We start from the raw sequence: 12,504 nt of genomic DNA, 5'->3' as shown, positions 1-12,504 counted from the left end.
AGTCTTACCTCACTTGGCCATCATTTCGAAGTGGATGCTGAACATGATCCACAGCGACAGGCCGACCAGCAGTGCAATTACCAGAACGGTGAACAGGAACGTCGACACGTTGGAACGCTGCTCTTTCGAGCGGTCCATGTGCAGGAAGTACACGAGGTGCACTACCACCTGGATGACGGCCATGGCCACCACGATCAGGACGGTCAGGTTCTTCGGCAGGCTTGGGTACATCACCAGGCCGAACGGGATCGCGGTCAGGATGATCGACAGTACGAAGCCGATCATGTAGGACTTCACGCTGCCGTGGCTGCCTTCGTGATGAGTGTCGTGTGCGTTAGCCATTACAGAACCCCCAGCAGGTAGACGACGGTGAATACGCAGATCCAGACCACGTCGAGGAAGTGCCAGAACAGGCTCAGGCAGCTCATGCGGGTCTTGGCGGTCGGCGTGATGCCGTGCTTGTTGATCTGGTACATCATGATCGCCATCCAGATCAGACCGGCGGTCACGTGCAGACCGTGGGTACCGACCAGCGCGAAGAACGCCGACAGGAAGCCGCTGCGCTGCGGGCCGTAGCCCTCAGCGATCAGGTGATGGAACTCGTAGATTTCCATCGCGATGAAGCCAGCACCGAACAGGAAGGTCACAGCCAACCAGCCCAGTACACCTGCTTTCTTGCCGTCGAACATCTTCAGCATGGCGAAGCCGAAGGTGATCGAGGACAGCAGCAGGAACGCGGTTTCAACCAGCACGAAGTCGAGCTGGAAGATGTCGTGACCCGACGGGCCGCCGGCGAAACCGCCGGACAGCACCGCGTAGGTGGCGAAGAGCGACGCAAACAGGATGCAGTCGGTCATCAGGTACAGCCAGAAACCGAGGACGGTCATCTGGCCCGAGTCGTGGTGGTGCTCGTCGTGCCCATGGTCGTGACCATGAGCAGCACCGTGGATTACTTGACTGGACATTGATTACACCCGTTCAAACGATTCGACACGTGCGCCGCCGGCAGGCAGTACACCAGCCTTGGCCAGCGCCTTCATGCGCTCGCCTTCGATGCGCGCCACTTCTTCGGCCGGAACCATGTAGCCCTGGTCGTCACGTGCAGCGTGGCGAACGAAGACCGCGATGGTCGCAACCAGGCTCGCACCCACCAGCCACCAGATGTGCCAGATGAAGGCGAAGCCGAACACGGTCAGGAACAGACCCATGAACAGACCGGTGGACGTGTTGCTCGGCATGTGGATCGCTTCGTACTTGGCCGGAGCCTTGTACGCAACGCCGGCTTCCTTGGCTTCGTGCCAGGCGTCCAGGCCAACTTTCTCAGGCATGTGAGCGAAGTTGTAGAACGGAGGTGGCGACGAAGTGGACCATTCGATGGTACGGCCGCCCCATGGGTCGCCAGTGACGTCCATGTTGTCTTTGCGGTCGCGAACCGATACGAAGATCTGGATCAGCTGGCAAGCGATACCGAACAGGATCAGCACGGCGCCGACAACGGCTACGTACAGGTAGGGTTCCCACAGTGGGTTGTCGGAGTGGTTCAGACGACGGGTCATGCCCATGAAGCCCAGGGCGTACAGCGGCATGAACGCAACGTAGAAGCCCGACAGCCAGAACCAGAAGGCAGCTTTGCCCCACTTCTCGTTCAGGGTGAAACCGAAGGCTTTCGGGAACCAGAAGGCGAAACCGGCGATGTAGCCGAATACCGCGCCACCGATGATCACGTTGTGGAAGTGAGCGATAACGAACAGGCTGTTGTGCAGAACGAAGTCAGCACCTGGAACGGCCAGCAGTACGCCGGTCATGCCACCGATGGAGAAGGTGACCATGAAGCCCAGGGTCCAGAGCATCGGTGCGGTGAAGCGCACACGGCCTTGGTACATGGTGAACAGCCAGTTGAACAGCTTCACACCGGTCGGGATGGAGATCAGCATCGTCGCCAGGCCGAAGAAGGTGTTGACGCTGGCGCCGGCACCCATGGTGAAGAAGTGGTGCAGCCAGACCGCAAAGCCGAGGATGGCGATGGCGCCCGATGCGTAGATCATCGAGTGGTGGCCGAACAGGCGTTTGCCAGAGAACGTCGAAGTCACTTCCGAGAACACGCCGAAGGCCGGCAGGATCAGGATGTAAACCTCAGGGTGACCCCAGGCCCAGAACAGGTTGACGTACATCATCGGGTTCCCACCAAGCTCGTTGGTGAAAATGTGGAAGTCCAGATAACGGTCAACGGTCAGCAGGGCGAGTGCGGCGGTCAGGATCGGGAACGAAGCGACGATCAGCACGTTGGCCCAGGTGCAGGTCCAGGTGAAGATCGGCATGTCCATCAGCTTCATGCCAGGTGCGCGCATCTTCATCACGGTGACGAGGAAGTTCACGCCGGTAAGCGTCGTACCCAAGCCTGAGAGCTGTAGCGCCCAGATGTAGTAGTCGACACCCACCCCAGGGCTGTACTGAATGCCCGCGAGCGGCGGATAGGCAACCCAGCCGGTCTTGGCGAATTCACCAACGCCCAGCGAGATGTTGACCAGCAGCACGCCTGCCAGCAGCAGGTAGAAGCTCAGGGAGTTCAGGAACGGGAAGGCAACGTCACGTGCACCGATCTGCAGAGGAACCGCGAGGTTCATCAGGCCGGTGAAGAACGGCATCGCCATGAAGATGATCATGATCACACCGTGGGCGGTGAAGATCTGGTCATAGTGTTCAGGCGGCAGGTAGCCTTCGGAGCCACCGGTAGCGGCAGCCAGCTGGGTACGCATCATGATGGCGTCGGCGAAGCCGCGCAGCAGCATGACCATAGCGACGATGATGTACATCACGCCGATTTTCTTGTGGTCGACCGTGGTCAGCCACTCGGTCCACAAGTAGGTCCACTTGCGGAAATAGGTGATGGCACCAACGACAGCGATACCACCGAGCGCGATCATGGCAAGCGTCACCATGACTATCGGCTCGTGATACGGTATCGCCTCCAGAGTTAATTTACCGAACATCTCTTACTCCTCTGCACCGGCAGCTGGTTGCATACTCGATTCCACACCCTTGGTGGTGGCCAGGTCTTTGCTGCCTGCTTCTTCGTGGACCGGCTTGCCGCGGTTCATGCCTTCGTACTTGTCGACGATGCGCTGGAACTGGTCAGCCGGAGCCTCGCTGTACAGCGCGACTGGGTTGTACTCGCTTGGTTTGGCCAAGGCTTCGTATTCGGCCTTGTCCAGCTTCTTCGGCGAGGCCTTCACTTCAGCGACCCAAGCATCGAAGTCAGCTTGCGAAGTGGCGGTTGCCTTGAATTTCATACCGGTGAAACCGGCGCCGCTGTAGTTGGCGCTGATACCGTCAAACTCACCGTTCTCGTTGGCGATCAGGTGCAGTTTGGTGGTCATGCCAGCCATGGCGTAGATCTGGCCGCCCAGGCCCGGGATGAAGAACGAGTTCATCACGGCGTCCGAGGTGACGCGGAAGTTGACCGGGGTGTTGGCCGGGAAGACGATCTTGTTGACCGTGGCAATGCCTTGTTCCGGGTAGATGAACAGCCATTTCCAGTCCAGCGCGACCACGTCGATCTGCACCGGCTTCACATCGGAATCCAGTGGACGGTACGGGTCCAGCTTGTGGGTGGAGTGGTAGGTGACGTAACCCAGGGCGATGATGATCAGGATCGGGATGATCCACACCGCGGCCTCGATCTTGGTCGAGTGCGACCAGTCAGGGGTGTAGGTGGCGGACTTGTTGGAAGCACGGTACTTCCAGGCGAACGCCAGCGTCATGATGATCACGGGAATGACCACCAGCAGCATCAAGCCGGTGGCGATCAGGATCAGGTTCTTCTGCTCAATGCCTACCTGGCCCTTCGGGTCGAGCAGGGTCCAGTTGCACCCACTGAGTAAAAGCATGCCTAAAAAGGGCAATATGCCAAACAGTCTGGGGTAACGCTTTTTACTCATCTCACGACCTCTAGATCAGCTTGCTTCAATGCAATTTGTGTTTTGGTAGCCAACACTTCGTCCTGCCAAGCGTCAGCAATTCGAGCCCGAATTCGCCCCTGCCTGGGGTCCGACTGCTGGACCTGGGCGCGAGCGCGTATACGGTGCTTTATGGTTTCGTAGGCAAACGGCCTGTACTTCAGACCAAGTCCATTTGGTGCGGGAAAACGCGGAGGGGTGTCCGCCCGGATCGCCGTTGGGCGAAACTTGACGAAGTCAGCAATAAGAAAGCGCTGCGGCTTCCTTCAATCCTGCGACTCGCAAGCAGTGCCGAACGGAAATTGGGGGCGATTGTAGATAGGTCGCCCCCCATTGACTATGACTTATTGAGCAACAGTCCTTTACAGAATCTGTAACAATAGCACCCCAAAAATCAACTTCGCGACAGTTTGTCGCACCCTGCGCAGTAGCCCTGAAACCCTTGTAGCGCAAGGCCTGAGGGTTGATCCAGAGCAACCCTGGGGGCTGATTTCCTACTTATCTCGTCGCGCAATAGACCTGGGTCAAACAAGGACTTTGGTCTAACGAACGGTGCGTTCGTGGCGACGGTTACGGTAGATCCCCAGCGGCACCAGGATGGCCGTCAGCACGAACGCCAACAGGGCCCACTGGGCAAGCGACAGACCGAGAATCGGTGGGTAGGGCGTCGAGCAGAAGCCGTCGACCTGGAAGGCCAGCGGCCAGAGCTTGGCCAGCGGCAGGTCATCGACGATCGGCTGCAAGGTGTCGATGCCGCAGCTGACCATCGGGTTGGCGAGTATATACACATGGTTACCGGCTGCAACGATGCCACCGATGGCGCTCAGCACCACCAGCGCCTCGAACAGGGTCAGGCTTTTACGCCCGGGCATGGCCGCGGCGATGAAGGCGAAGATCGCGATGAACAGCAAGGCGTAGCGTTGCAGGATGCACAGCGGGCATGGCGCTTCGCCCAGCACCACCTGCATGTACAGGGCACCGCCGATCAGGGCCAGGCAGATCAGGCCGAGGAGCACCAGAAAGCGCCGTTCGCGGTTCAGGCGCGATGAGAGTTCGTTCATTGCCGATTCCTTCGATGGAGAGTGGCAGCGCTGGCTGCCCGAGGGGCGCCAAGTCTACACGCTGGAGTGGACCTGTGACTGCGTCGAGGAACGGTGAGCGCGGCTATCCATTGATGACCTAGGACCGAGCGTGTCGGTTTCGGTTCACTGCCGCGCGTAAAAAACACGGCAGCCCGAGCGCCGGACAGGGACAAGCCCCTCGACACTCGGGAGTGAAGGATACAGTGATTAAAGGAGGATTAAAGATGAAGGCGGGTGTAACCGCGTTCATCACTTCCTTATATAGAAGAGAGGCTGGGCCCAATCGCTGCGGTTCGGCGCTCGGCCAGGCCGGCAGCGCCGAATGTCATCGTCCGCTTCGTTCTCGATTACCCACGGCCGGAGCATCCGGGTGCTGCCGGCCCGACAGAACGCCGAACCGCAGCGATTGGGATGAAATCCATCGCGGGGCAAGCCCGCTCCCACGGGTTGAGCGTGGGAGCGGCGGTGCGCCGGTGCGACTTGCCCCGCGATGACATCAGTGCATCACTCCAGCGCCGCCGCCGGCCCGAAGAACTCATAACGGCTCTGCCCTTCCGGCACACCAATCGCCTTGAGCTGACGCTTGATCGCTGCCATGAAGCCCTTCGGCCCCAGGAAGTAGGCATCCACATCACGCTCGCGTGGCAGCCACTCGGCCAGCAGCTCCTGGTTCAGCAGGCCCACGGCATCAGCCGCCTGGCTACCGTCATCCTCGGCATAGCAATAAAAGCGCTTGAGCTGCGGGTGACGCGCAGCCAGGCCGTCAATCCAGTCGGCAAAGGCATGCACCGCACCATTGCGTGCGCAGTGGATGAAGTGCACCGGGCGCTGGGTTTTCAACGCAGCCTCGAGCATGGCCAAGGTCGGGGTGATGCCCACGCCGCCGCTGATCAGTACCAGCGGCTTGTCGCTGGCCGCCAGGGTGAAGTCGCCGGCCGGCGGGAACAGTTGCAGGGTGTCGCCCACCATCAGCCCGTCATGCAGGTAGTTGGACACCTTGCCGCCCGCTTCGCGCTTGACGCTGATGCGGTACTGCTCGCCGTCGCACAGCGCCGACAGCGAATAGTTGCGGCGCTGCTCCTGGCCATCGATGAACAGCTGCAGGCCGATGTACTGGCCCGGCTCGGCCTTGAGCACCGGCTTGCCATCCACCGGGGCGAAGTAGAACGAGACGATCTCGCTGCTTTCCTGCTCGCGGCGCACCAGGCGGAACTCGCGGGCACCACGCCAGCCGCCGGCGGCTTCCTCCTTCTGTTTGTACAGGCCCTCTTCGGCGCCGATCAGGATGTCGGCCAGCTGGCCGTAGGCGGCGCCCCAGGCGGCGATCACTTCAGGGGTAGCGATCTCCTTGCCCAACACTTCCTCGATGGCGCGCAACAGGCAGCTGCCGACGATCGGATAGTGCTCGGGGAGGATCTGCAGGGCCACATGCTTGTTGATGATCTGGCCGACCAGGCCACCGAGCTGTTCAAGCTTGTCGATGTGGCGGGCGTACATCAGCACGCCGTTGGCCAGGGCACGGGGCTGGTCGCCGCTGGCCTGGTGGGCCTGGTTAAACAGCGGGCGTACCTCGGGGAACTCGCTGAGCATCATCTTGTAGAAGTGGGTGGTCAGCGCTTCGCCGCCGCTTTCCAGCAGAGGAACAGTGGCCTTGATGATTGCACGTTGTTCGGCATTGAGCATTGCTGCAACTCCTGAGCCTTTGGCTTCGAATGATTGCCTTTGACTTATCAGCAATCGTGCCAACTTTAAAAGCCAATAAAATCAGGCTCTTGAGCATATAAGTGTCAAAAAGACACACTCAGGCGTATAGTCATTTCGACCAAATGGAGTCCATATGACTGCAAAGCCCCTGCTCACCGCCCTGCTGCCCCTGGTCAGCGACCTGTCCTGCGACCTGCCCGACCAGGAACGCTACCGCCGCCTGCTCCAGGCCATGCGCGACCTGTTGCCGTGCGACGCTGCGGCGCTGCTGCGCCTGGATGGCGAATGGCTGGTACCGCTGGCGGTGGATGGCTTGTCGCCCGACACCCTGGGCCGGCGCTTTCGAGTCAGCGAGCACCCGCGCTTCCAGGCCCTGCTCAGCCGCCCCGAGCCGACCCGCTTCCCCAGCGACAGCCCGCTGCCCGACCCCTACGACGGCCTGGTCGATGCCGAACATGTCGACCTGCAAGTGCACGACTGCATGGGCTGCCCGCTGATGGTCGACGAGCAGCCCTGGGGCCTGCTGACCCTCGACGCCCTCACCGCCGGGCAGTTCCAGAGCCTGGAGCTGGACGCCCTGCAGGCCTTCGCCAGCCTGGCCGCCGCCACTGTCACCGTGGCCGAGCGCATCGAGCACCTGGCCCTGCGCGCCGAAGACGAGCACCAGCGCGCCGAGGTATACCGCCAGGCCAGCGGCCAGGACAAGGAACTGATCGGCCAGAGCAAGGCGCACAAGCGCCTGGTCGAAGAGATCCGCCTGGTTGGCGGCAGTGACCTGACCGTGCTGATCACCGGCGAAACCGGTGTCGGCAAGGAGCTGGTGGCCCAAGCCCTGCACCGCGCCAGCAAGCGCGCCGACAAGCCCTTGATCAGCCTCAATTGCGCCGCCCTGCCCGACACCCTGGTAGAGAGCGAACTGTTCGGCCACGTGCGCGGTGCCTTCACTGGCGCCCATGGCGAACGGCGCGGCAAGTTCGAACTGGCCAACGGCGGCACGCTGTTCCTCGACGAGGTCGGCGAACTGCCCTTGGCGGTGCAGGCCAAGCTGCTGCGGGTGTTGCAGAGCGGCCAGTTGCAGCGCCTGGGCTCGGACCGCGATCACCAGGTGGACGTGCGCCTGATCGCCGCCACCAACCGCGACCTCGCCGAAGAGGTGCGCAGCGGGCAGTTCCGCGCCGACTTCTATCACCGGCTCAGCGTGTACCCGTTGCAGGTGCCGCCGCTGCGCGAGCGCGGCCGTGATGTGCTGTTACTGGCGGGGTATTTCCTCGAACAGAACCGTTCGCGGCTGGGCCTCGGTAGCCTGCGGTTGGCCGCCGAGGCGCAGGCGGCGCTCGAGGCTTACGACTGGCCGGGCAATGTGCGAGAGCTGGAACACCTGATCGGGCGATCGGCGTTGAAGGCCCTGGGGCGGCATGCACAGCGGCCGCGCATCCTGACCTTGAGCAGCGATGATTTGGACCTGCGCCAAGCCGCCTTGCCCGGTACTGTGACGCAGGTAGCGCCCCCCCTGGCCATCCGCGTGCCAGACGGCGGCCTGCGCGAAGCGCTGGATGCTTATCAACGACAACTGATCGAGGCCTGCCTGCAACGTCATCACCACAACTGGGCAGCGGCAGCACGCGAGCTGGGGCTGGACCGCGCCAACCTCAGTAGACTCGCCAAGCGCCTGGGGCTGCAATAAGCAGTACCTGTTGCTGATTCAGACACAGGCAAGGCGAACCAGTAAGGGTTCGCCTTGCCTGATCGCCGCTCGGCGACTTTTCGTAGAAACCCTACATGGCCCAATACCAGGGGTCCAGGTCCGAAGGTGGCTGCCCCGATAAGCGCGGCAACCACCCCCTACTCCGGACTACTCTTCGGACACCGTGACCTCGATTCCCACCAATCGCGACAATTCGCTCTGCACGCCTTCCTTGTTGGTAACGCGATAGCCGAAGTACAGAACGCGATTGTTCCCCAGCGTCAACATGTCACGGCGTGAGAAAGCAATCAGCGACTTTTGCTCCGGATCCCCAGCGACGAACTGCTTCAGGTACTGTCCGGAGTTTGCTGCCTCGGACGTCCCCAGCCACGTTTCAATGCGGTCTCCCGCCTCCCCCCCGAAGTAGGGATTCACCCAGGTATTGAGCAACCCTTCATCCAGATCGGCCTCGCTGATGCCTTGACGCTGCGCATCGCTGAAGGCAATCGCCGGCAGGCTCACGGGGGCGCGATGGACTGAACTAACGGCGGCGGTGCCGAACAGCACTGGGCAACTACCACCCGCCACGTTCAACGCGAAGCGAACGAACTTCTGCGGCGCAGCTTTTGAACCGTACTGATTGGCCAGCGTGTAATCCAGTGTCGCGCCATTCCTGCAGATCAGGCGGATATGGGCATAGGGCATGGAGATTTCGAAGTAGCCCTGATCAAGGTGTTGCTGTGTCAGTGGCACATTGTCCGCTTTCAACCGACTGGCTTCAATTGGCGCGGCTGGCGGAACAGGAGGCGCCGTCGCATCACCACTCTGGATCCCGACGAAGTTGTAACTTACTGTAGGGTTCTTGGTCAGTTCAATATTGCTCACACCCGTCAGCGGAATCCTGAATGGCGTACCATCAAGGGCGATCTGACGGGGGATGATATTATTGGCATTGGCCTCAGGGAATACACCCGGAAGCAATGCAGCAGGGCCACCCGGCAAACTCTCCACAGATGCGACTTTCACGATCTGGATAGATGATCTCACCGTAACAGGAACAGGCCCCTTGTCACCCGCCAACTCACGTGTGATCTCATAGTAGACAGGAATATCACCGACACCCTCGGTTTCGATGACGCCAGCATGGGGCACTGGATAAGGAATATTGGCCCCCCCGTTTACCGCATCGACGGTCACGGAAGTGGGTAATACGATCGATCCCCAATACAACTGGATGACATCGTCCGTCTGCCAGATCACCGAGTTGTCGATGCCCTGCCGGCGAATCGTGGCGGTGGCATTCTTGCCGAAATCGCCCGGCAGGATTTCATTGAGCGGACTGCTGCCCGCGTTGACAAGCACTTCGGCTGGGCGCAGGTTCTCATGCTCCGGCGTACCAGGGTTCGGATCAACGATACCGCCCGGCCCGCTCAGGTCGACCTTGATCGTGGTAGCGGGTGAAGAGACGACCGGATCGCTGCCGTGCGCCATGTTATAGCTGACGTTGACACTGCGTGATGCGTAACCGCCCGCAGCAACCTCGGCCAATGGCACCAGAACACTCAGCACGGGGTCGTCGGCCGCGTTGGTGATGGGCACCGCCGGCTGGGCTCTGCCCTCCCAGATGACAGTGATCATATCGCCGACGGCAACGCCGTCATAGGTAGGGATCTGCACCTCTACATGGGTATTGGCATCAGAAAAGGTCACCAGACCGTCGTCGGCTTCCGGTACCAATGGCGCGTCAAGGGCGGCCAAGTTGATGTAGACGGGGATACGCGTGACGAAGGAACGCGGGCTGACGTTGCCGGCATAATCGGTGACCCGATAGGCGAAATACAGCGGTTTGCCATCGCCCGCGGTGGCGAAGTCATCCGTCAGGAACTTGACCAGCGTGGGTTCGCTGGCCGGGTCCACAACATAGCTGTCGGGTAGGTACTTGGTATCGTCCTGAGCATTCGAGTCACTCAGCCACATCTCGATGGTATCGTCCAGCTCCGCGTACAAGTAAGGGTCTACCAATACTTCCAGATCACCGTCGGCATTCAGATCAGCGACCGTGATGCCACTCAATTGATCATCGCTGAATGCGATCGGCGGCAGCTGGGCGCCCCCGGCAGCTCGGCGGTCAAAGCGTACTTGCACCGGTCCGATGGATGTTTGTCCGTCCTCCGAAGCTTCATCATAGAGGAAGTAGTCCAACTTAACGGTTACATCACTCCCGTCAGCCGGATATTTACTAGTCTTAAAAAGCAACGTTAATTCATCAGGCACAGGGATTGTAACTTTCAGTACATCACTCACTACGCTATCCGGATCCAGCGGATCGTCACCAATGAACAAACGCACCGACAAAGTATCTACGAATTCAGCATTCGTCGGAATGACAACTTCCAAGTCATTGACCAAATCCGCAATCTTGATAAGACCTCTATCGAGTTTGGGAACCGTGGGTGCGGGCAGTGTAGCGTTAACCCCTGCTTTACCTGCACGATTTAATTTGTCAAACGCAGTCATACGATCACCTTTATTGGCAATGATAATCACACTAACGACAAAAACCAGAAACACCAAACTGTAAGGTTTCAGCACCCTCTACTTTTACTTGCCTGCCACTTCCGACAACCAAGCACTGATAATCCTAACCCACGCATCTGCACCAGAAACCTAGCATTTTTGACAGGTGTGAAAAAAACAAGCCTGCGTATAGTGATCAATCAAGACTGACCTCGGTGATAAACATGCACTCGACGCGATAAGCCACATGCCGTCAACTTGGAGGTAGAGGCAATGAAATCCCGTCAATCGACCAGGGCCACACCCAGTCAATTCCGATCATTGCTTCTATTGCTCTGCACCCTGGGAGGCGTGGCCTCGGCAGCCACCCTTCCCCCCGGCGGCAGCGCCAGTGTCGGCCCAGGCACCCCGGCGGAGTCATGGCTGCTGAACAGCGCCACCTTGACTGTCCAGCCAGGTGGGCAAACCCTGCAGATCACCGCCAACCAGGGTTCGCAAGTGACCCTGGACGCAGCCACCGTCAACGGCGGCAATGCTCGTGCCTTGGTGCTGTCCGCCAGCCAGGCCACCATCCGTGATTCCACCTTGACCTCCAGCGCCAACATCGGTCTGTCGCTGACCAGTGATCTGGCGGGCTCATCGCCGGGCTCCAGCGCGCTAGTGCAGAACAGCACGATCACCGGTTTCGGCCGCGGGCTCAACGTTTCAGGAGGCAGCAGCGCCACGCTCGTCAACTCGACCCTCACAGGCACAGGGACCGGAGCAGGGGGTGTGGCTGGCGATGGGCTGGGCATCAGCCTGGTCGGCGGTGAAGCGATCCTGCAAGACAGCACGGCCACTGGCAGCAACAGAGGCGCGGGGCTGTTCGCCAACGCCGTCGGGGGCAATACCCAACCCCACCTGGTGCTGGATCACTCCAGCCTCACCTCGCAGACGGGCAGCGCGATCGTGGTGAGCAACCTCAACGCGCCGGCGATGCTGGCGCGCATCGAGATACGCAATGGCTCGACGTTGTCGGCGGCCAACGGCACCCTGGTTGAAATCGGCCTGCCGGACGATGGGCCCGGCACGCTGACCCAGGCCAGCGTGAGCATCGATGCCAGCAGCCTGCAAGGCGATGTGCGTGCCAGCAATGGCGCCATCGCGGATGTCGCCTTGAACAACGGTGCCGCGCTGACAGGGAACACGATCGATGTCACCAGCTTGTCGCTGGATGCCAGCCGTATGACGGGCGATGTGCGTTCGTCATCGGCCAGCACGGTCATACGCCTGACCAACCAGGCCAACCTGACGGGCTCGGTGAACACGGCCCAGAGCACGCTGGTCGCCAGCGGTTCACGCTTTGACATGGTCAACGACTCTCACGTCGGTGCCCTGACGCTGGATGGCGGCACGGTGAGCCTGCGCGGGGGCAATGGCGCCTTTCGTACCCTGACCGCCACCCAGCTGAACGGCGCCGGCACCTTCGTGCTCGGCACGGACCTGGCCCAGGTGACGGGCGATCTGGTGAACATCGAGGGGCAGGCCCAAGGCACCCACGGCCTGCTCATCGCCAACACCG

At 60.6% G+C, this 12,504-nt stretch carries 9 protein-coding genes and 1 pseudogene; 2 read left to right on the top strand and 8 right to left on the bottom strand.

Annotation, left to right across the window (positions count from 1 at the left end; genetic code table 11):
- Nucleotides 1–9 precede the first annotated feature (9 nt).
- The 6 genes from cyoD to hmpA form a co-directional block, all read right to left on the bottom strand.
- The gene (gene cyoD, locus ACQ4N9_RS09940) at nucleotides 10–342 is read right to left on the bottom strand and encodes a cytochrome o ubiquinol oxidase subunit IV (protein WP_110995871.1); all 333 of its coding nucleotides are present in this window, start codon (nucleotides 340–342) and stop codon (nucleotides 10–12) included.
- Complete coding sequence (gene cyoC, locus ACQ4N9_RS09935; protein ID WP_110995872.1) at nucleotides 342–965, bottom strand: cytochrome o ubiquinol oxidase subunit III; 624 nt, start codon at nucleotides 963–965, stop codon at nucleotides 342–344. Before cyoC ends, cyoD begins: the two co-directional genes overlap by 1 nt.
- A gap of 3 nt (nucleotides 966–968) precedes the next feature.
- Nucleotides 969–2,990 carry a cytochrome o ubiquinol oxidase subunit I gene (gene cyoB / locus ACQ4N9_RS09930; protein ID WP_110995873.1) on the bottom strand — a complete coding sequence of 674 codons (2,022 nt, stop codon included), beginning with the start codon at nucleotides 2,988–2,990 and terminating at the stop codon, nucleotides 969–971.
- A 3-nt stretch (nucleotides 2,991–2,993) separates the two neighbouring features.
- The gene (gene cyoA / locus ACQ4N9_RS09925) at nucleotides 2,994–3,938 is read right to left on the bottom strand and encodes a ubiquinol oxidase subunit II (protein ID WP_390968610.1); all 945 of its coding nucleotides are present in this window, start codon (nucleotides 3,936–3,938) and stop codon (nucleotides 2,994–2,996) included.
- Between the two features lie 560 nt (nucleotides 3,939–4,498).
- Nucleotides 4,499–5,017, bottom strand: coding sequence for a disulfide bond formation protein B (locus ACQ4N9_RS09920; protein ID WP_110995875.1), 519 nt, complete (start codon nucleotides 5,015–5,017; stop codon nucleotides 4,499–4,501).
- A gap of 525 nt (nucleotides 5,018–5,542) precedes the next feature.
- Nucleotides 5,543–6,721: an NO-inducible flavohemoprotein gene (gene hmpA, locus ACQ4N9_RS09915; protein ID WP_390968608.1), complete on the bottom strand. Its 1,179-nt coding sequence runs from the start codon at nucleotides 6,719–6,721 to the stop codon at nucleotides 5,543–5,545.
- Nucleotides 6,722–6,875: 154 nt separating this feature from the next.
- Here hmpA and norR point away from each other — a divergent pair, with 154 nt between their 5' ends.
- Nucleotides 6,876–8,426: a nitric oxide reductase transcriptional regulator NorR gene (gene norR, locus ACQ4N9_RS09910; RefSeq protein ID WP_390968606.1), complete on the top strand. Its 1,551-nt coding sequence runs from the start codon at nucleotides 6,876–6,878 to the stop codon at nucleotides 8,424–8,426.
- Between the two features lie 168 nt (nucleotides 8,427–8,594).
- Here the strand turns inward: norR and ACQ4N9_RS09905 are convergent, their stop codons facing one another.
- Both ACQ4N9_RS09905 and ACQ4N9_RS09900 read right to left on the bottom strand, forming a co-directional pair.
- On the bottom strand, nucleotides 8,595–10,943 hold the full coding sequence (locus tag ACQ4N9_RS09905; RefSeq protein ID WP_390968604.1) for a hypothetical protein: 2,349 nt from the start codon (nucleotides 10,941–10,943) through the stop codon (nucleotides 8,595–8,597).
- Nucleotides 10,944–11,854: 911 nt separating this feature from the next.
- On the bottom strand, nucleotides 11,855–12,292 hold the full coding sequence (locus ACQ4N9_RS09900) for a hypothetical protein (protein ID WP_390968602.1): 438 nt from the start codon (nucleotides 12,290–12,292) through the stop codon (nucleotides 11,855–11,857).
- Here ACQ4N9_RS09900 and ACQ4N9_RS09895 point away from each other — a divergent pair.
- Nucleotides 12,291–12,470: pseudogene (locus ACQ4N9_RS09895) on the top strand (pertactin-like passenger domain-containing protein); the annotation flags it as partial. The gene ACQ4N9_RS09900 and the pseudogene ACQ4N9_RS09895 overlap by 2 nt on opposite strands.
- Nucleotides 12,471–12,504: the final 34 nt, after the last annotated feature.

This window comes from Pseudomonas sp. ES1 (assembly GCF_050586605.1).
GTDB lineage: Bacteria > Pseudomonadota > Gammaproteobacteria > Pseudomonadales > Pseudomonadaceae > Aquipseudomonas > Aquipseudomonas sichuanensis.
This window is presented reverse-complemented; position numbering and strand designations above follow the sequence as displayed.

Excerpts from the sequence above, each read along its gene's own strand:
- ACQ4N9_RS09920 (WP_110995875.1), bottom strand. The coding sequence starts at position 5,017 with ATGAACGAACTCTCATCGCGCCTGAACCGCGAACGGCGCTTTCTGGTG.
- ACQ4N9_RS09905 (WP_390968604.1), bottom strand. The coding sequence starts at position 10,943 with ATGACTGCGTTTGACAAATTAAATCGTGCAGGTAAAGCAGGGGTTAAC.
- cyoD (WP_110995871.1), bottom strand. The coding sequence starts at position 342 with ATGGCTAACGCACACGACACTCATCACGAAGGCAGCCACGGCAGCGTG.
- cyoB (WP_110995873.1), bottom strand. The coding sequence starts at position 2,990 with ATGTTCGGTAAATTAACTCTGGAGGCGATACCGTATCACGAGCCGATA.
- norR (WP_390968606.1), top strand. The coding sequence starts at position 6,876 with ATGACTGCAAAGCCCCTGCTCACCGCCCTGCTGCCCCTGGTCAGCGAC.
- hmpA (WP_390968608.1), bottom strand. The coding sequence starts at position 6,721 with ATGCTCAATGCCGAACAACGTGCAATCATCAAGGCCACTGTTCCTCTG.
- cyoC (WP_110995872.1), bottom strand. The coding sequence starts at position 965 with ATGTCCAGTCAAGTAATCCACGGTGCTGCTCATGGTCACGACCATGGG.
- cyoA (WP_390968610.1), bottom strand. The coding sequence starts at position 3,938 with ATGAGTAAAAAGCGTTACCCCAGACTGTTTGGCATATTGCCCTTTTTA.
- ACQ4N9_RS09900 (WP_390968602.1), bottom strand. The coding sequence starts at position 12,292 with ATGTCAAAGCGTGAACCGCTGGCGACCAGCGTGCTCTGGGCCGTGTTC.